15 protein-coding genes are annotated in these 19,186 nt (G+C 41.4%); 7 read left to right on the forward strand and 8 right to left on the reverse strand.

All coding sequences use genetic code 11. The features are described 5' to 3' along the window. Positions 1 to 443: 443 nt before the first annotated feature. A complete protein-coding gene (locus OCU78_RS20105; protein ID WP_137373790.1) occupies positions 444 to 2,432 on the reverse strand; it encodes a DEAD/DEAH box helicase in 1,989 nt (662 codons plus the stop codon). A 413-nt stretch (positions 2,433 to 2,845) separates the two neighbouring features. Between OCU78_RS20105 and rnb the strand changes: the two genes are divergently transcribed. Beyond that, a complete protein-coding gene (rnb, locus tag OCU78_RS20110) occupies positions 2,846 to 4,840 on the forward strand; it encodes an exoribonuclease II (RefSeq protein ID WP_137373789.1) in 1,995 nt (664 codons plus the stop codon). A 96-nt stretch (positions 4,841 to 4,936) separates the two neighbouring features. After that, positions 4,937 to 5,749, forward strand: a complete 813-nt coding sequence (locus OCU78_RS20115) for a helix-turn-helix domain-containing protein (RefSeq protein ID WP_137373788.1) — start codon at positions 4,937 to 4,939, stop codon at positions 5,747 to 5,749. Positions 5,750 to 5,850: 101 nt separating this feature from the next. Here OCU78_RS20115 and OCU78_RS20120 read toward each other — a convergent pair whose 3' ends face one another. Continuing rightward, positions 5,851 to 6,207, reverse strand: coding sequence for a DUF3024 domain-containing protein (locus tag OCU78_RS20120; protein ID WP_137373787.1), 357 nt, complete (start codon positions 6,205 to 6,207; stop codon positions 5,851 to 5,853). Positions 6,208 to 6,428: 221 nt separating this feature from the next. Here OCU78_RS20120 and OCU78_RS20125 point away from each other — a divergent pair, with 221 nt between their 5' ends. Further along, on the forward strand, positions 6,429 to 7,244 hold the full coding sequence (locus tag OCU78_RS20125; protein ID WP_137373786.1) for a phosphate ABC transporter substrate-binding protein: 816 nt from the start codon (positions 6,429 to 6,431) through the stop codon (positions 7,242 to 7,244). A gap of 106 nt (positions 7,245 to 7,350) precedes the next feature. Here the strand turns inward: OCU78_RS20125 and OCU78_RS20130 are convergent, their stop codons facing one another. From OCU78_RS20130 to OCU78_RS20140, 3 genes are all read right to left on the reverse strand, one after another. Beyond that, entirely contained in the window at positions 7,351 to 8,043 is a 693-nt protein-coding gene (locus OCU78_RS20130) for a MaoC family dehydratase (RefSeq protein ID WP_137373785.1), read from the reverse strand. Positions 8,044 to 8,328: 285 nt separating this feature from the next. Further along, entirely contained in the window at positions 8,329 to 11,481 is a 3,153-nt protein-coding gene (locus OCU78_RS20135; protein WP_137373784.1) for an efflux RND transporter permease subunit, read from the reverse strand. A gap of 14 nt (positions 11,482 to 11,495) precedes the next feature. After that, positions 11,496 to 12,626 (reverse strand): efflux RND transporter periplasmic adaptor subunit, encoded by a 1,131-nt coding sequence (locus OCU78_RS20140; RefSeq protein WP_137373783.1) that lies wholly within the window; start codon positions 12,624 to 12,626, stop codon positions 11,496 to 11,498. 231 nt (positions 12,627 to 12,857) lie between these two features. Between OCU78_RS20140 and OCU78_RS20145 the strand changes: the two genes are divergently transcribed. Continuing rightward, positions 12,858 to 13,301 carry a dCMP deaminase family protein gene (locus tag OCU78_RS20145; RefSeq protein WP_137373782.1) on the forward strand — a complete coding sequence of 148 codons (444 nt, stop codon included), beginning with the start codon at positions 12,858 to 12,860 and terminating at the stop codon, positions 13,299 to 13,301. Positions 13,302 to 13,407: 106 nt separating this feature from the next. Here the strand turns inward: OCU78_RS20145 and OCU78_RS20150 are convergent, their stop codons facing one another. From OCU78_RS20150 to pepT, 3 genes are all read right to left on the reverse strand, one after another. Further along, positions 13,408 to 14,256 (reverse strand): mechanosensitive ion channel family protein, encoded by an 849-nt coding sequence (locus OCU78_RS20150; RefSeq protein WP_137373781.1) that lies wholly within the window; start codon positions 14,254 to 14,256, stop codon positions 13,408 to 13,410. A gap of 132 nt (positions 14,257 to 14,388) precedes the next feature. Next, the gene (locus OCU78_RS20155) at positions 14,389 to 14,856 is read right to left on the reverse strand and encodes a DM13 domain-containing protein (RefSeq protein WP_137373780.1); all 468 of its coding nucleotides are present in this window, start codon (positions 14,854 to 14,856) and stop codon (positions 14,389 to 14,391) included. A gap of 138 nt (positions 14,857 to 14,994) precedes the next feature. Then, on the reverse strand, positions 14,995 to 16,245 hold the full coding sequence (gene pepT, locus OCU78_RS20160) for a peptidase T (protein ID WP_137373779.1): 1,251 nt from the start codon (positions 16,243 to 16,245) through the stop codon (positions 14,995 to 14,997). Between the two features lie 317 nt (positions 16,246 to 16,562). On the opposite strand from pepT, the gene OCU78_RS20165 reads away from it, so the two are divergent. The 3 genes from OCU78_RS20165 to OCU78_RS20175 all read left to right on the forward strand — a co-directional run bounded on the left by OCU78_RS20165 (position 16,563) and on the right by OCU78_RS20175 (position 19,021). Next, entirely contained in the window at positions 16,563 to 16,715 is a 153-nt protein-coding gene (locus OCU78_RS20165; RefSeq protein ID WP_167494040.1) for a hypothetical protein, read from the forward strand. Between the two features lie 403 nt (positions 16,716 to 17,118). Continuing rightward, positions 17,119 to 18,111, forward strand: coding sequence for an aldo/keto reductase (locus OCU78_RS20170; RefSeq protein ID WP_240701748.1), 993 nt, complete (start codon positions 17,119 to 17,121; stop codon positions 18,109 to 18,111). Between the two features lie 172 nt (positions 18,112 to 18,283). Next, positions 18,284 to 19,021 carry an RNA methyltransferase gene (locus OCU78_RS20175; RefSeq protein WP_137373777.1) on the forward strand — a complete coding sequence of 246 codons (738 nt, stop codon included), beginning with the start codon at positions 18,284 to 18,286 and terminating at the stop codon, positions 19,019 to 19,021. Positions 19,022 to 19,186: the final 165 nt, after the last annotated feature.

Consider the following 19,186-nt stretch of genomic DNA (forward strand, 5'->3'; position numbering starts at 1 on the left):
ATGGATCCTGTTTCAGTACGAATTTAATGAAGTTTTCACTTCAATTTTAGTTATGTTCATTATTCAATAATTTTTGAATCTTTCAACTTTTGTTTTACTTAAAATCCATTTATCCAGCATTTAACTTGATCTAAGTCATAAATTGTATTTATTCGACTAGGAAATTAAAAAATAGTTGAATGATTTATTCGAGTTTAATCAAAAGTGGGTGGGACTTTTAAAATTTATTTTAGAAGATAATTTATTGGCTCAAGTAAGAAAAAATAAGCGTGGCACTAGGAAAGTATTCGCTTTCATCGGTGTTATTACCAAACAATTAACTACAGATACAAAAAAGCCGAGCAATCGCTCGGCTTTCAAATTCACTGTTTAGGCTATTCGCTTATAAGCATTTAGTTTATAAATACTCAACTTGGAAGCTTCAACCTAAAGCTATAGGTTGATTAACCTTCGCTACGCTCTGGACGACGACCACGGTTGCCGCCATTGCCTGCTGCATTACCATGACCACGTTCGCCACGGTGGTTTCCACGGTGATCACCACCACGGTTGCGGTCAAAACGACGCTCACCATCACGACCACCAGCTGAATTACCATCACGTGCACCATCACGGTTGCCACGGTATCCACCACGACCGCCTTCACGGTTGCCACCTTCGCGGTTACCGCCTTCACGGTTACCACGGTAGCCGCCACCATCACGACCGCCACGACCGCCACCACGGTTGCCATCACGACCGCCGCCGCCACGACGAGGCTCACGGAAGTCGTTGAAATCAACAACTACAGCGCCAGCTTCTTTTTGACGAATGCGAAGTTTGCTTAGCTTACCAGCAGTCTCAGAGTTCATTGCTTTAGGCAGTTGAACGTAAGTAGAACCTTGGTCTAGCTTGATAGCACCGATAGAACCTTTAGTTAGGCCAAGTTCGTTTGCTAATGCACCAACGATATCTTTAACCTGAACACCTTGCTCACGACCAACTTGTAGTTGGTAAGTATCCCAATCTTGAGTATTGAAGTTGCGACCACCACCGTCACGGCCGTTGTCACGATCTTCACGACGCTCTTTGCGACGGTTCTTATCACGCTCAATAGCAGCGATCATTGGGTCTTCGCCAACGTAGAATAGTGGGCTCTTACCTTGCTGACGCTTAAGAAGCATTGCAGCTAGAGTAGCCGCATCAACTTCTAGAGACTCTTGAAGAGTAGAGATAAGACCTGCGAAGTTTTCTAGTGCTTTGCTTTCTTTCTCAGTTTCAAGTTCAGCGCCAAGCTTAGCAACACGAGCAGCAGCAACTTGGTCACGTAGAGGAAGTTGGATTTCTTCCATAGATGACTTAGTTACGCGCTCGATAGTGCGAAGCATACGAATTTGGTTTGTACGAACTAGTAGAATCGCTTTACCTTTACGTCCAGCACGGCCTGTACGACCAATACGGTGGATGTAAGATTCAACATCGAATGGGATGTCGTAGTTGAATACGTGAGTGATACGTGGAACATCAAGACCACGAGCTACAACGTCAGTTGCAACTAGAATGTCGATAACACCTTGTTTGATGTGATCAACAGTGCGCTCACGTAGAGACTGAGGAATATCACCGTGCAGAGCAGCAGCTTTGAAGCCACGTGCAGATAGCCAATCAGCTAGACGCTCAGTATCTTGACGAGTACGTACGAATACGATTGATGCGTCAGTTTCTTCAGTTTCTAGAAGACGAGACATTGCTTCGTCTTTTTCTACGCCTTTAACAACCCAGAAGTTCTGCGCTACTTTATCAACAGTGTGGTTAGTACCAGCAACGTCAACTCGTGCAGGGTTACGTAGGTAACGGTCAACAATAGTCTTAACCATTGGTGGCATAGTTGCAGAGAAAAGTACGCGTTGTGCAGTTTCTGGAGCTTGCTCAAGAATCCAAGTAACGTCATCCACAAAACCCATTTTTAGCATTTCATCTGCTTCATCAAGAACAAATGTGTGTGCTTCATCTAGGTGTAGACGGTCACGAGTTAGTAAGTCTTTAACACGACCTGGAGTACCAACAACAATGTGAGCACCACGGCTTAAAGCACGCATTTGGTCAACAATTGAAGCACCACCATAGATTTCAAGAACTTTAAGGCCTTTAACATCACGGCCTAGGTTTTTGATTTCCGCAGCAACTTGAATCGCTAGCTCACGAGTAGGAGCCATGATAATTGCTTGTGGTTTATGTTGGTTTAGGTTGATTTTGTTCAGTAGCGGTAGAGAGAACGCTGCTGTTTTACCAGTACCTGTTTGTGCTTTACCTAAAGCATCACGGCCTTCTAGAAGAAGAGGAATAGCTGCCGCTTGGATTGGAGTTGGAGAGACGAAACCCATGCTATCAAGTGCTGAAAGGATGTTTTCGTTAAGGGCTAATTCATTAAATTGAATTACAGATTCGGACATTGGGATCCCACTATCATATAAGTAAACAAAAGGTCCCAGGTGCTCTACCAATTCCAATACTGATCCAATCAGATACTGATTCCGTTCAGTTGCGAAACAGTAATAAAACGCATCAAGCCGTTAGGGACGTCTAAGGGAGGCGGATTATTCCTTAAATGCATAAAAAAATCCAGAAAAAATTGAAATACATCACATATTTTTCTGTTTCCTCGATAAACTGTCTATCATATCGTCAAATTTTGATGAATATCGCGTCACCTCCTTTATTTATGGATTTGAAACATCAATTCTACAAATACTCGACCATATGATTCAGCATGTACTTTATTCAAAGGCCTTTATTGGCTTTAAGTAGTAATCGGCTCTCGCAATGATTATAGTGTGCAGAATTATTCTCGTAAGATAAAAGTCAAATGTTTCAAGATAATCCTCTACTCGCTCAACTTAAACAGCAAATCCAAGAAACACTTCCTAAAAAGGAAGGCACGATTAAAGCTACTGAAAAAGGCTTTGGTTTTCTAGAAGTCGACAGTAAGACTAGCTACTTTATCCCGCCGCCATATATGAAGAAATGTGTGCACGGCGATAAGGTCGTTGCAATTATACGTACTGAAAAGGAACGTGAAATCGCTGAGCCAGAAGAGTTGATTGAGCAAGGTTTGACCCGATTCATCGCTCGTATAAAGCTATTTAAAGGTCGATTGAACGTTGTTCCAGATCACCCGCAGCTTAAAAAGCTTCAGTTAAAGGCTAAAGCTAAAAAGGGCTTAAACCCTGAACTTCTTAAAGAGGGCGATTGGGTTGTAGCTCATATAGTAAACCACCCTCTTAAAGGAGATGATGGTTTCTTAGCGCAGATTTCTGAGAAAATTACCGACGCCGACGACAAGATTGCTCCATGGTGGGTAACACTTGCACAAAACGATCTGCCTAACAGTGAACCTGAAGGCATTGATAACTGGCAAGTCAACGATGATGTCGACCTACAACGCGTAGACATGACTCATATTCCGTTTGTAACCATTGATGGTGAAAGCACCAAAGATATGGATGACGCCTTATATGCGAAGAAAAAAGATAACGGCGATTTTGAATTAACCATCGCGATTGCCGATCCTACAGCTTATATCTCTCCTGATGATGAAATGGATAAGGTCGCACGCAAGCGTGGTTTTACTATTTATCTTCCCGGCCGAAACATTCCGATGCTGCCTCGTGATCTTGCCGATAACTTGTGTTCACTTATTGAAAACGAAGAACGCCCAGCTCTTTGCTGTACTGTTACCGTTTCAAAAGACGGCGTGATTGGCGATGACATTAATTTCTTTGCTGCAAATATCAAATCTCATGCCCGCCTCGCATACAGTCATGTATCAGATTGGTTAGAGAATGGGACTTCTGAAAAATGGCAGCCAAGTGAAGAGATTGCAGTAATCGTTAAGGATTTACATGAGTTCGCTCAAGCTCGTTCAGCATGGCGACAAGCCAATGCCGTTGTTTTCCCAGACCGCCCTGATTACCGCTTTGAATTAAGCGAAGACAACGACGTTATCGCTATTCACGCAGATATGCGTCGTAGTGCGAACAAGTTAGTAGAAGAAGCAATGATCAGCGCTAACATTTGTGCTGGCCGTGTATTAAAAGAAAGCTTCGGACAAGGCGTGTTTAACTGCCACTCTGGTTTCAAATCGGAAAAAGTTGCTGATGTACTAGAACTAGTAAACCCTGAAGCTGAAACCCCATTTACAGCTGAAGAGATCATTTCTCTAGAAGGTTTTGCTTCACTTCGCCGCTGGTTAGGCACTCTGGACACTAACTACTACGATAATCGTATTCGCAAATTCCAAGCGTACAGTGAAATCAGCAACGAGCCTTTACCACACTTTGCTATGGGCTTAGATATCTACGCAACTTGGACATCACCAATTCGTAAATATGGCGATATGATCAACCACCGTATGCTTAAAGCACACATATTAGGTAAAGAACCAATTCAGACACCAGACGAAACGATTGGTGATGAGCTTGCACTTCATCGCCGCTACCATGGAATGGCAGAGCGTAACGTCGGTGATTGGTTATACGCTCGAACTCTAGTTAATGCGCCTAAGGAAGAAACTCGTTTCCAAGCTGAAATATTTGATATTAATCGTGCAGGCATGCGCGTTCGCTTGCTAGAAAATGGTGCCGCTGCATTTATCCCCGGCTCTCTCATTATTGATAATAAAGAAAGAATTGAATGTAATAGTGACATGGGTACTGTATCTATCGATAAAGAGATGGTATACAGACTGGGAGACGTATTAGAAATTGTTCTCTCAGATGTGAACCTAGAGAATCGCAACTTGGTAGCAAAACCAACGCAAGTTTTTGCTGAACAGCCGAGTAAAGAACCAAGCGAGAGTTAACTGAGAAACACTTTAAAAAGGCGCTTTATAGCGCCTTTTTTATTATTAAAAATAAATCGTCATATTGTCGCTTTCAACTGTAAAAGAAGTATCCGTATGCCATCTATCACAATCAGTCGATTTACCAATTTCATTCACAGAAGAAAAGAACGCTATCCAGCATCTAAGAATGGTTTATTCCTTGTCACTAAAGGCAGCATATCTTTTTCTCTTGCGCATGGAGTAAACGGAAGCCTTAACTCGGGAGATTTTGCCCTCTACACCTCAGGGGAAATTCAAGATATCGTTATCAATACAGAACGAGGTGAATTCTCAGGAATGTGCTTAGATTTCGATCTATCGATTTTCCAAAGTTTCCTAAGCCAATATTCTGAAATTGAAATACCAAGACCCTCTAAAGAATACATCAAGTTCAATAAAAGCAACGTCAATATTCACCAGCTGAAAGAGCTGATGTTAACGTTAGCAGAATTAGAACAACCCAATGATTTTGCCTTAGCGAAACTCGCAACAGCCTTACTTTCATTAATCGTTGAAGAACAACCAGCTTCACTTGCCATCATAGCAAACGCTGCTCAATTAACTGTTACCCAAAAAGTCATTCGCTATATCGAACAAAACATAGATAACGATATTACTCTCGACTCATTAGCCGACTATATGGGCATGTCACCTGCAACCCTTAAACGCCGTTTATCAGCAGAGAATTTGTCATTTTCGAGTTTATTAAAGGTAAAAAGAATTAGCCATGCCGCGACTCATTTGAGAACAACAAATAAATCCATCACGCAAATTGCTTATGAATCTGGCTTTAAAAGTGCAGCTCACTTTAGTACAGCATTTAAAAATTTCCATGGGCAAACCCCAAAAGATTTCCGGGTTAAAGTAGAAAATAAATTTAATACCTAACTAATTCAAATGTCATAGGGGAACGCTTAGGTATTGCGTGCTCGATAATTTATTAGATTAATAATTTAACTAAGAACTATGTAGCTAGCGGGTAAGAGATGTTACCCCCAAAAATAGGCATGAGGATCTTTTTCTATTTCTTGAAGAATAATATCAATGTCATGGCATTGAGGTAAGAATGGATAGGGTCCCCACTTTAAGTCCACTTGTCCCTTATCCATCGGCATAAATAACAACCAAATCTGGTTGGCTTCTTCAAAAACAACTTTGGCAACTTCGTCGGTATAATCGCAGTGCGAAGAATCCAGTAAATAATGCGCTTTTGAAAAAACAGCACCATTCAGACAAGGTTCAAAAAGAGACTTCCCGAGCGCAACAGGTAAACTAGTATTCCTCGAATGGCAAACTCGCTCAGCACCAGCGAGTAACCGACCTATTTCCATTTTAACTACAGACATAAAGACCTCGCACCGATAAATTTACTATAGCGAACCTATAGAGATGGCTTATTCCCGTAACGAAAACGAGCAAGGCAACTTTGTTTAGTTTAGAACCATCCTTACATTAATACTACGACTTCCCTCGCAGCAATCCATTAACAAGAGAGGTTTTATTGCTTCACAAAAATGTCATATAAGCCCCCTATGATAGTCGAAAATAATATTACTAGGAGTTGTTTATGTTACGAGTTGCACTTGCTTCTCTCTTAACCCTTGCCCTGTCTTCTCAGGTCGTTCTTGCTCAAGAAACCAATATCTCAGGTTCAACTTCTGTTGCTAGAGTTATGGACGTACTAGCGGAAGAGTATAATAAAACTCACCCAAATAATTTCATCGCGGTACAAGGTATAGGTTCAACTGCCGGTATTACTATGGTGACAAAAGGTGTATCAGATTTAGGGATGAGCTCGCGTTATTTAACTGAGCGAGAACAAGGTGAGAAACTGGATGTTTTTCCAATTGCCTTCGATGGACTAGCGGTGGTTGTTAACCGTTCAAACAGCGTAAACAACATCTCTAGAAAGCAACTTTTCGACATATACAAAGGCAATATAACAAATTGGAAGCAAGTCGGTGGTGCAGACCAAGCTATTGCAGTGGTCACTCGTGAAGCATCTTCTGGCTCTCGTTACAGTTTTGAAAGCTTAATGGGGCTCACTAGAATTATTAACGATCGATTAGTATCCGATATCAACCCAAATAACCTTGTCGTTAACGGTAACAGCATGGTGAAAACCATTGTTAACCATAACCCTCACGCCATTGGCTTCGTTTCTGTTGGGTCAATCGACCGCTCAATTAAAGCCATCACTTTCGAAGGTATCACTCCAAGTTCTAAAAACATAGCGAACCACACTTACGAACTCGCTCGCCCATTCTTAATATTGCATCGTAAAGAAGCATTATCAAAAGAGAGTCTAAGTTTTATTAACTATGTGAAGTCACCTGAAGGTCAAAGTTTAATTGAAGAGTATGGCTATACGAAAGTTAAATAAGGCTGAACGAAAAGTCATTTAGCTTTAAGACATAAACGGTAGCGAATAAAAAAGGGAGAGCAATGTGCTCTCCCTTTTCGTTTTAATAATGTGCTATGACACAAGTTTAAAAGTGCAATTGAATCACTGAAACGACAACACAACCAGGGCGTCGAATACCTTCAATTTCTACCTTAATCTCACGTTCAATCTCTAAACCTTTCTTAATTGGTGTCACTTTCAATAGCGTACTCTTTGCTCGTACGTTATTACCTGATTTCACAGGGTAAGGAAAGCGAACTTGGTTCAAACCAAGGTTTACCACCATTTTAGCTGTCGGGAATTGAGAGTTTTCAGGGTCAACGCTATCTGTCAATTTTGGAAGCAAAGATAACGTTAGAAAACCATGAGCAATAGTCGTCTTAAAAGGAGAGTCAGTTTCAGCTTTGCTTGGATCAGTGTGGATCCATTGCATGTCTTCCGTTACCTGCCCAAACTGATCGATGCGTTCTTGGCTAACGTTCATCCAATCACCAGTATGGATAACTTCACCAATTTGCTCGCTTAATTCGTTAAACACAGCCTGCGCTTCTGGTTTAAGTACGATCGGTTTTTCTACAGGTACTTCAATTTGAATATCAGGTTCATTGACCGCAGGCTTATGATGATCACGAACCCAAGCAAAGAAGTGACTATTTTGCGTGCGGTTCATGAAGTCACCCCAATACTCTTTTAGAGTAGGAGACATCCATTGCATAAACTCTGAGTGCTGTGCAGAAAAACTGTCGCCTCTATGTTTAAGTAAATCAATGACCTTCATAAGAACCTCAGTAGAAAAATATACTCTAATATAACGTTGTAATTTTGAAGCACTTCACACTAATCTGCAAACACTTTCGAGCCTACACTTGTTAGCTCAAACCTTATTAATAATTAAAAATCAATAAGATAACAATAAAACACCATTTTATTACAATGCTGTCATTAAAGTTTTAGCTCTATTTTTTAAGAACGAATAATTCTTTATTTATGACTTATTATTCTTTAAACGAATAATAAAGGCTTAACATTACGTCAAGCCTTTTAGTTATGACCTTACAAGTTATTACTCATCGTCTAGAGCAACTAACTTAGTATTGCCACCATGCGCCTTTTCTCGCTTACGTTGCACAAAAGCGTAGAAACCTGGAATTAAACATGTACCGGCGAGTAACACACAAAGTAAACCACCGATAAGTGAAATACCCAGGGAGTTTTGACTCACATGCCCCGCACCAGATGCAAAAATCAGCGGGAAAATACCTAGAATAAACGACCATGATGTCATGTTCACAGCTCGGAAACGTAAGGTACCTCCTTTGACTGCAGCGTCATCAATTGGAATGTCTTTTTCTTCACGTTCAACTTTTGCAAATTCAACGATAAGAATCGCGTTTTTCGCCGCCAAGGCTATCAACAAGACGAGACCAATTTGAGCATAAAGGTTCAGCGGTGTTCCCGTTATATTCAGCGCAAGGAATGAACCGAGAGTTGCAACAGGTACCACGAGTATAATCGCAAGTGGAATTGTCCAACTTTCATATTGAGCAACCATAAACAAGTAGATAAATATTAGCGCCAAAGCAAAAGCAAAAATCGCTTGGTTACCTGCTAGCACTTCCTGATAAGCCATACCAGTCCACTCATACTGGTAACCCTGAGGAAGCACTTCTGCTGCTACTCGTTCCATTGCAGCAATAGCATCGCCACTGGAGTAACCTTCTGCTGGTTGCCCTTGAATAACAGTACTGCGATACATGTTATATCGCCACGCTACATCTGGTTCAAAGATTTGATCGTAAGTCACTAATGTACTCAGTGGAATCATCTCACCACTTGAAGAGCGTACGTGGAAACGTTGTAAATCTTCCATGCTGCTTCGATGTTCACTGTCAGCTTGCATCGTCACACGGAAATTTTTACCGAACATGGTAAAGTCATTCACATATAATGAACCTAAGTTACCTTGAAGCGTTTGGAAGATAGACGACAACGGGATACCTAACTGTTGCGCTTTCTCTCGATCAATATCGACATAGTAATGAGGTACATTGGCACGGAAAGTACTAAATGTTTGTGCAATTTCAGGCTGCTTATTTGCTTCTTGAATCACATCACCCATCACCATAGCTAAATCACTACGGCTTCTACCAAGCGTATCTTCTAGAACAAACTCAAACCCAGAAGCTGCCCCCATACCTGGCACGGCTGGAGGTCCCATGGCAAAAACAATCGCTTCTGGGAGTTCTGTTGCAGCTCGTCTATTAATTCTTGAAGAAATAGCTTGAGCGGCATGCTCACCGTCTAAACCGTTCCTCGTCTCCCAATCATGTAGCTTAATGAACAACGATGCACCGTTCGATGCTGAAGCTCCCGTCATGAATGCATAACCATTTACAAGCGTCGCACCATCAACACCAGGCTCTTCTTCCACCATTTTAAGCAATTGCTCCGTCACTTCCTCTGTACGAGACAGAGAAGCAGCATCAGGCAACTGAACATTAACCAGTAAAATACCTTTATCTTCTTGTGGTACAAATGCTGTTGAAGTGGTCTTCGCAAAATAAGTGACCGCAAGCAATGCAACGAAGAAGAAAGTCACGAGTAGGATGCTTTTTTTAACCAAAAAGCCTGCAACCTGACCATACTTGGTCGTTACTTTATCTAACCCACGGTTAAATGTGGCATACCATTTTGATGTGTTTCCACCGCCTTGCTTCAACACGAGTGAACATAGAGCTGGAGATAACGTCAATGCGTTAATAGAAGAGATCACAACCGCGATACAAATCGTTAATGCGAATTGTCGATACATGATACCCGTAATACCAGGCAACATCGCAACCGGGATAAACACAGCCAGCAGTACTAGAGTTGATGTAACAATCGGACCCGTCACTTCTTTCATCGCAATTAGAGTAGCTTTGCGCGGTGAAATGGTCGGATCTTTCGCCATTGTGGTGTCAACGTTTTCAATAACCAGAATGGCATCATCAACAACTATACCGATCGCCAAAATTAAGCCGAATAAAGTGACGGTATTTATGGTGAAACCTGTCATTTGCATAATGGCAAACGTACCAATCAAGGATACAGGTATAGCAACAACTGGAATTAAAGTGGCGCGAGCACTACCTAAGAAAAGGTAAGTCACCGCAATAACAAGTAGAATCGCTTCTATAAGAGTCTTAACAACCCCTTTAATCGACTCCGCAACAAACAAAGTTGTATCGTAGCTGGATTCATAAGCCACACCTTCAGGAAAGTTCTCACCTAACCTTTCAAGTGTTTCCATCACCGCTTTACCACTTTCCAGTGCATTTGCATCCGATTGAAGCGATAAGGTTACGATAGACGCATCTTGTCCACGGTATTTACCATTGCCATCATAGAACTTCTTACCCAATTCCACTCTTGCAACATCTTTCAAATAAACCGTTGAACCATCATGATCAGCTCGCAGTACTACATTTTCAAACTCGCTAGCGCTCTCTAAGCGTCCTTTTGTTACTAAGTTAAATTGCACTTCTTGTGGGTTGCTATAGGGAGCAGCACCAATCCGGCCGGCAGCAACTTGGACATTTTGCTCAGCAAGAGCTGAATAGACGTCAGAAGTCGTTAGCTTAAGGTTCGCCATTTTCTCGGGATCTAGCCAAACACGCATCGCGTATTCACCACCACCCAAAACATTCACTTCACTGATCCCGGTTACACGAGCCAGTTGGTCTTTAATGTTCAAGTTAACGTAGTTGATTAAGAACTTATCGTCATACTCACCATTTGGTGAATAGAAGTTGAGAACCATCAATAAGTCGGGTGAGCGCTTTTTCACTGTCACGCCGACCATGCGCACTTCTTGCGGTAGCTTAGATTCGATCTGAGCAACACGGTTTTGAACGTTGACTTGTGCCATATCTGGGTCAGTGCCCACATCAAACGTCACGTTCAAGTTATAAGAACCATCATTAGCACTTTTTGAAGACATATAGATCATATCTTCAACGCCATTAACTGAGGTTTCTATGGGGTCCGCTATGGCTTGCTCAACAACTTCCGCGCTTGCTCCTGTATAAAATGCAGAAACACTAACCGAAGGTGGGCTAATCTTGGGGTACTCAGCAACAGGTAAAATTGCCAACGAAATAGCACCGGCTAAAGTCAATATGATTGAAATAACCAGTGCGAATTTAGGTCTTTGAATAAAGAAACGACTTAACATAATTCAGCCTACTTTTATTTGTCTGAAACTGGCTGTTGCTCTCGCACAGGCATACCATTACGCACTCGTTGCAGCCCTTGTGTAATCACTACATCGTCTGGAGTTAAACCAGAAGCAATAACTCCACCTTCGACTTGATGACCCATTTCAATATTGCGGCGTTCAGCTATTAACCCAGACTTGCCTTCAATAACCACCATCACAAAATTACCCTCTAAGTCCGTTTGAACGGCCCTGCGCGGTACAGTCATCGCTTCAATTGGTTGCTTGTCACGTAAGTTCACACGAACGTGTTGCCCAGGTAGAAGCTGCTGATTAGGGTTTTCTGTAATTGCACGCATTGCTAATGTGCCAGTATTCAGGTCAATTCGGTTTCCTAAAAAATCTAGTTGTCCTAAGTGTTCGTATGCTGACCCATTTTCTAAGATGATCTCAACTTCAACTCCACTCGACTCGGAAGAGCCATCACCTTCGATCTGATCTAGTCCTAGATTCAGGCGTTCACGCTCGCTGATACTAAATGAAGCATGGATGGGGTCTAAGCTTACCAGCGTGGTTAATGCGCCAGAAGAAGGAGAAAGTAAATCACCTTGACTTACTTTAGTGTCGCTAATTCGACCTGAGAACGGTGCAATAATTTTGGTATGAGAAAGGTTAACATTTGCCAAATTTAGCTGTGCTTGACTAGATTCAAGTTGAGCCTGAGCTCCAAGCAATCCGGCAGTTAATGAATCAAATTCAGACTGAGAAATACTTCCTTTCGGTAGCAAGTTCTCACCTCGTTTGTAATCCAACTCAGCTTTCTTTAGTGAAGCTTTAGCTTGAGCTACAGATGCTTTCGCACTCGCGACTTGAGCTTCAAATGATGAAGGTTCAATCGTATAAAGTAACTGCCCTTTTTCTACCATTTGACCTTCGTTGAAATGGCGACCTTGCAGATACCCTGAGACTTGGGCTGTAATTGCTGTATCTTCAACCGCTTCAATACGCCCAACATAAGATTTGCTTTGTTGGTGAGAAATAACATTAACATCTTGCGTAACCACTAGGGGTAAAGGCGCTTGCTTATTTTGTGTGGAGTTGTCTCCACAACCAGCAAGAATCAACGAGCTTGCAATGACGGTGAATAGAATCTTTTTACGCATATGAATACCGATAAAAATAAGGAACAGGAATAATTACTTAATTTAATTAACGTGTTGCGTATAAATGTCCGAGTAATATCAGAAATCACATTTTAAAGTGTTTCTAACTATTAACAAAGATGAATAATAACAAGGCAGTTACCGCCAATTAACTAACGTAATCATTTTCCTTAAGGTATGATTGAATATGCAGCTAACAAATAATTTAAATTCAGTATTGAGGAAACACCGATGATTTCTAAATGGGCTAAGCGATTTTACCAGATGGCCGAGCTTGTAGGCTCATGGAGTAAAGACCCATCTACTCAGGTTGGTGCCGTAATCACTAAGCATAACCGTATTGTGTCAGTCGGCTTCAACGGCTACCCACACGGTGTATCAGACAGTGCGGATACTGATGATCGTGAAATGAAATATTTAAAAACACTTCACGCTGAAGAAAATGCGATCCTTTTTGCTAAACGAGATTTAGACAGCTGTGAAATCTGGGTTACTCATTTCCCTTGCCCAAATTGCGCCGCAAAGATCATTCAAACGGGCATATCTGCCGTACATTGCCCAGAGCAGAGTGAAGATTTCTTATCTCGCTGGGGGGATAAGATTAAAGTCAGCCAAGATATGTTTGAACAAGCAGGTGTGACTGTTGATTGGCTACCTTTAAACGAACTAGATTAATTCGATTGGAGTAATCGCTTCTCTACTTCGCCATGACGAATAACGAAAGTAAACAAAAGAAAAAGCCGAGCATTGAAATTCCAATGCTCGGCTTTTTTATAATCTTTTATCCGTTTTCTTTCTCAGGGAATGCCAAAGAATAGGCTTCCATAAAGTCTTTGCGGATATCTTGCTCTAAGTGAGAGGCCTGCTCCGTGGGACAGAAAATCATGAAATGCATAACCTGCTCGCCCGTTGCACCACTGGTAATATGAATATGCGGCTCTGAACCAGGTAGATCAACGCCAGCATGTCTTTCAATAACACTGTTATAACGCCGTGCAACCTCGATGAACTCTTCACTGTGAGCTTCAATTTTTTCAATCAAATCTGGAATCATCGGATAAAGGTTTACAAAATTATTCACCACAATAGAAAAGTCATGGTAAACATAGCGCTTCATGAAGTTAAGGTTCTTTACTGGGTAAGTAAAAAACATACTATTAGGTAAGGTCGCTGTTTTACCTGTGAAATGATATTGCCCGTGGTAAAGGTCTATTTCCTGAATAACCGTTGCCATTAGGTTGTGTTCAATCACTTCACCGCTGATTTTCCCTACTTCAATCCAATCACCAATACGAAATGAGCGAGAACTTGCACGTTGAATTGAGCCTGTAAAACACAAGATAATCTCTTTAGAAGCGACAACAATGGCAACAGCAATCGCAGTAACAGATAGAGCAAACTCGCTAATTTCTGACTTCCATAACACGAATAAGGTCACAACAATAATGGCAAACGTACCGTTTTTGGTTCGTGACATCCAATTGCGCTGCTCTTCAGATAAGAACGCTACGTCTCCTCGGATTTTAGACAAGGTGACTCTTCGCACTATCAAAATTAAGACAATAATAAGCGCACTAAAAATAAACTTATGAGCGAGTAAGAAATCAATCACTTGCCACAACTTTTCCATTATTAACTCCATTTGGCTCTACGACGCAGTGACACATTAAAAAAGCGCTCAAGAAAGAAGCGCCTATTTGGTAATGACACAGGTTTTTAATGACACCGTTTATTCATGACAAAAATAGCTATGCCAAGGCTATCATTTTATCTTTGCAGACGTAATAAATTGCCCAAAAGTTTCACACCAAATCACAACCGTATTGTACGCATTAAGATCTAGATCTTCAGGTAAGCCAACCATAAAGCGATCAAACGTTTTCACCTCTCCAACTTGAAGCATTTCTTGCTTGCTGTCATTAAAAGCCTGTTCTGTTTCTATGAAGACTGGAGATAGATAGAGCCTATAGTCAGGTCCTGGAGCCAGTTCACCTTCAAAGGCAATAGCATTGTCACTAATAGAGACGACCCCCTCACCCCAATGTAGAAAATCACTGTCTTGCCTATCTTTGCTGAACTCTCCAGTGTAGATAGCATGCTGACTAATACTTTGAACTGAATCCGAAGACGGAGAGTCTGGTTCGATTAAGATTGGCAAAGCATAAACACCTAGCCCAAAACCAAAAGCACCCACAGCTAAGTGGGTGCAAAGTAAAAATAACTTTTTCATCGCTTACTCCCTTAATGCTTTTATTCAGTATTATTGATTCCTGAAAAAAATTCAAAAGGGAAAGCGTTTTATATCAATTAATTATCGATACGTAATGACTTACCATATCTAAATATTATGATTTATGGCTGTCAGTTTTTATGAATGCTTACTCGAATGTGGTTGATAGCTCAAAGCAGTTTTTTGCGATAAAGCGACGATAACTTTTACAGCTTGTTCCATACCTTGAATAGTGATGAACTCATGGATGCCATGGAAGTTGTAACCGCCAGTAAATATATTCGGGCAAGGTAACCCCATAAAAGATAAGCGCGCTCCGTCTGTACCACCACGAATTGGTTTAATCATAGGTTCTACATCGCACTCAACCATCGCTTGTTTGGCAAGGTCAATAATATGTTGATGCGGTTCAACCATTTCTTTCATGTTGTAGTAGCTGTCTGATAACACCAACTCAACTCGACCTTTTTCTAACCGAGCATTCAGTTCATCAACTTTGTTTTGCATGAATGCTTTGCGCGCCTCTACACCTTCTCGTTCAAAATCACGAATAATATAACCAAGTTCAGATCGTGCTACGCCCATTTCTGCTGATTTGAGGTGATAAAAGCCTTCATAGCCTTCAGTACACTCAGGCGTTTCTTCAGCTGGCATCATTAATTGAAATTGAGCCGCAATGTTCATGGAGTTAACCATTTTATCTTTTGCAGTCCCTGGGTGAACATTCACTCCATGGCAAATCACATCAGCACTGGTCGCATTAAAGTTTTCAAATTCCAACTCGCCTACTGGTCCACCATCAATCGTGTAAGCCCACTCTGCACCAAACTTTTCAACATCGAATAAGTTAGCACCGCGCCCTATTTCTTCATCCGGAGTAAAACCAATGCAGATATCACCATGTTTGAGTTCAGGATGAGCGATCAGGTATGCAACAGCAGAAAGGATTTCAGCGATACCAGCTTTATTATCAGCGCCTAGCAAGGTTGTACCATCTGTAGTGATCAAGTCATGACCATGCAATGTGTTAAGATCTGGATATTGTTCAGGAGTGAGCTTTTCACCGCTCGAACCAAGAAGGATATCTCCTCCTTGATAGTCTTTAATGACTTGTGGTGACACATTTTTACCAGATGCATCCGGCGCGGTATCCATATGAGCAACAAAGCCGATTGCAGGTACTGGGTAATCAACATTAGAAGGCAAGAAAGCCATCAGATATCCGTTAGCATCTAGAGATACATTCGATAAACCTAGAGTTTCTAACTCTATTTTAAGCGCATCTGCAAAGACCAATTGTCCAGAAGAACTCGGGCAATGTGGATTAGATGGGTCCGATTTAGTATCAAAAGTAACGTAGCGAAGGAAACGTTCAACAAGATTGTCCATGATTAATCTCACTTTGGAATATAGAAAGAACATTCACTGGTTATTAATTTTAGTTATGTGCCACCAGCAAAAAGAAAATTTATCTTACGCCCCTAAAACCTTAAGTTTTTGCTCTAAATCAGTTTTTTACTGATTCCCTCGAGATACCTATACTCAATGAAGAGGTGAACGTCAGCAATACAGCAACAGACGAATAAATCAGGATGATCATGACAATATCTACGCCCTCTATCTCAGCCTAAAAAAAACACAAAGTGGATGATGATCACATTTTTCAACTCCTGCATGATTCGTATACCGTTACATGAGGGTTCGTTATGACTATCAATAAATACTATGTTTTAGTTCCTCAACATTCTGAGGATTCGGTTCAACTAACCGATACTGATACAGATAAAGAGATCCAACGCCAAGAAGCTTTGAAGCAGGCACAAATCCAAGGTGGGTTTGACTCTTCAAACGATGCTTAATATTTCAAGCACGTCAGCGTAAATAAGTCTTAAACCCTCTCATAGCATGATGCGATGAGAGGGTTACTTCCCTCTCCTTAGTCACTAACGTCCAACCCCCTCTTAATCACTACTATCCAACTTATCCTTAAAATTCGTGAACTTTCTTAGCCATTCTACCGCTTGGCTTTAGGCGATTTTTATTTACCAAATACCTAATAAATACTTAAACCATTTAATATTTCGTACCCTGCCTTTGTTTTTTGTGTTAATTATTTGTATATGCATTTTTAATCCTCCAGTTCACTTATCTGTAAGATTTGAACCAATGCTGGGGGTATATCGTTTATGGGAACCAAATAGAATGGATTATTCACCACTAGGAAGCAGCCAACTCTCTGTATCTCGCATTTGCCTAGGCAGCATGACGTGGGGTCTTCAAAATACCCAGAAAGAAGCGGATCAGCAGATAGAGTTTGCTTTAAGCCAAGGCATCAACTTTATTGATACCGCCGAAATGTATGCAGTTCCACCATCGCCCGACACTTATGGTAAAACCGAAGCCATTATTGGCGATTGGCTTTCAAGAAACCCTCAGCGAAGAAGTGAAGTCATTATTGCATCTAAGATTGCAGGTCCTGGTCTTCCTTGGGTAAGAAATGGTGGACCAATTACAGGCGAAGCGGTAATCGCAGCTGTGGATGCTTCTTTAAAGCGATTACAAACCGATTACATCGATTTATATCAACTTCACTGGCCAAATCGAACGACCCCACATTTTGGTAAGCATACTCCAAATCACATCGCATTTTCTGACATAGACCGACACGCACATGAAGCTCAAATGCTAGAGATCCTTCAAGCACTTTCGGCTTGTATGAAAGCAGGAAAAATCCGTCACTGTGGCTTATCAGATGATTCTACTTGGGGCATTAATACGTATCTGAAACTCAGCGATAAACACGACTTGCCACGTATGGTGTCTATACAAAATGAATTCAGTCTATTACATACTAAAGATTGGCCGTACCTAATTGAGAACTGTGTCCATGAAGACATAGCCTATCTTCCTTGGTCTCCTTTAGCTGCGGGCATGCTAAGTGGTAAATATATTGATGGGGCACGACCAGAAGGAAGCCGATGGACATTTATGCAGCGGAAAGGGATTTTCAGAGATACCGAAGCGGCAAATGAAGCAGCGAAAGGCTATGTTGAAGTCGCGAAAGCCCATGGCTTTACCCCAAGCCAATTAGCGCTTGCGTGGTGTAACCAAATCGACGGTGTGACTTCTACAATCATAGGTGCAACAACGATGGATCAACTACGTGAGAATATTGCGGCATTCAGTAAGCCTTTATCGGAAGAGATACTCACAGATATCAACACAGTGTTTAAGCGCTACCCTGTGCCATATTAACACTCGGTAGAGCTTAACCTTCTCGGTTCGGCATCACCTTAGATAAGTAAAGTTAGGTAAGAGCGTGCTATTTAGTACGCTTTTCTTTTTTAGTGGACCGCTTTGAATTATCACGCTTTTGCTTCTCCAACCTTTGCTCTATAATGCGCGGGCTTATACCTAGGATAAAAACATGATTTCAAAAAACCAGTTAAAACTCCTTCGCGCTTTAGGTCAAAAGAAACAGCGTAAAGCCCACGGCTTATTTTTAGTTCAAGGTGAAAAAAACGTTCTTGAGCTGTTCAATAGTGACTTAGTCGTGAAGAACGTCTTTGCTACCGCTGATTTCTTATCTGAAAATCATGCTTCACTGATTGAGTTTGATTGTGTTGAAGCCTCACTAGATGACCTGACTAAAGCAAGCACATTAGTCAGTAACAATGCAGCCATCGCAGTGGTTGAAATACCATCATTTGATCTTCCTAAAGCGCAAGGCTTAATGATCGCTTTAGATGGTGTTTCTGACCCGGGTAATCTAGGTACGATCATCCGTGTAGCCGATTGGTATGGCATTAAACACATTGTCGCTAGTAGTGACTGTGCTGATCCTTATAACCCTAAAACGATCAGCGCAACAATGGGCAGTTTTGGTCGTGTTCACGTCAGTCAAACCGATTTACCTAGCTACTTAAACCAAGCTAATCTACCGATTTACGGTGCTTTCCTTGAAGGTACTAGCACCCACAAAACTGAATTCTCCGCTGACGGAATTTTATTAATGGGAAGTGAATCTCATGGTATTCGAGAAGAAGCCGCTAAATTCGTCACCGACAAAATTACTATACCTGCATTTGGTGGAGCTGAGTCTTTAAATGTGGCAATGGCAACTGGCATTATTTTAGATAACATTCGTCGCCAGCATAGCGAGTAACCAACTTCTAACGTTGAGTAGGAAAACCAGCCGACTCATTGCTTGTATGGCTGATGTTTGTGCTTCATAGCTTATTATTGTGTTTAATAAGCTATAAGCCTCCACCTCTATAAATACACTTTCGGTACTTCTACCCTCTGTATTTCACCTTCTTCAAATTCATGT

It is taken from the genome of Vibrio gallaecicus (assembly GCF_024347495.1).
Lineage (GTDB): Bacteria > Pseudomonadota > Gammaproteobacteria > Enterobacterales > Vibrionaceae > Vibrio > Vibrio gallaecicus.

Coding starts and splice junctions, on each gene's coding strand:
- OCU78_RS20105 (WP_137373790.1), bottom strand. CDS start 2,432: ATGTCCGAATCTGTAATTCAATTTAATGAATTAGCCCTTAACGAAAAC.
- rnb (WP_137373789.1), top strand. CDS start 2,846: ATGTTTCAAGATAATCCTCTACTCGCTCAACTTAAACAGCAAATCCAA.
- OCU78_RS20115 (WP_137373788.1), top strand. CDS start 4,937: ATGCCATCTATCACAATCAGTCGATTTACCAATTTCATTCACAGAAGA.
- OCU78_RS20120 (WP_137373787.1), bottom strand. CDS start 6,207: ATGTCTGTAGTTAAAATGGAAATAGGTCGGTTACTCGCTGGTGCTGAG.
- OCU78_RS20125 (WP_137373786.1), top strand. CDS start 6,429: ATGTTACGAGTTGCACTTGCTTCTCTCTTAACCCTTGCCCTGTCTTCT.
- OCU78_RS20130 (WP_137373785.1), bottom strand. CDS start 8,043: ATGAAGGTCATTGATTTACTTAAACATAGAGGCGACAGTTTTTCTGCA.
- OCU78_RS20135 (WP_137373784.1), bottom strand. CDS start 11,481: ATGTTAAGTCGTTTCTTTATTCAAAGACCTAAATTCGCACTGGTTATT.
- OCU78_RS20140 (WP_137373783.1), bottom strand. CDS start 12,626: ATGCGTAAAAAGATTCTATTCACCGTCATTGCAAGCTCGTTGATTCTT.
- OCU78_RS20145 (WP_137373782.1), top strand. CDS start 12,858: ATGATTTCTAAATGGGCTAAGCGATTTTACCAGATGGCCGAGCTTGTA.
- OCU78_RS20150 (WP_137373781.1), bottom strand. CDS start 14,256: ATGGAAAAGTTGTGGCAAGTGATTGATTTCTTACTCGCTCATAAGTTT.
- OCU78_RS20155 (WP_137373780.1), bottom strand. CDS start 14,856: ATGAAAAAGTTATTTTTACTTTGCACCCACTTAGCTGTGGGTGCTTTT.
- pepT (WP_137373779.1), bottom strand. CDS start 16,245: ATGGACAATCTTGTTGAACGTTTCCTTCGCTACGTTACTTTTGATACT.
- OCU78_RS20165 (WP_167494040.1), top strand. CDS start 16,563: ATGACTATCAATAAATACTATGTTTTAGTTCCTCAACATTCTGAGGAT.
- OCU78_RS20170 (WP_240701748.1), top strand. CDS start 17,119: ATGACGTGGGGTCTTCAAAATACCCAGAAAGAAGCGGATCAGCAGATA.
- OCU78_RS20175 (WP_137373777.1), top strand. CDS start 18,284: ATGATTTCAAAAAACCAGTTAAAACTCCTTCGCGCTTTAGGTCAAAAG.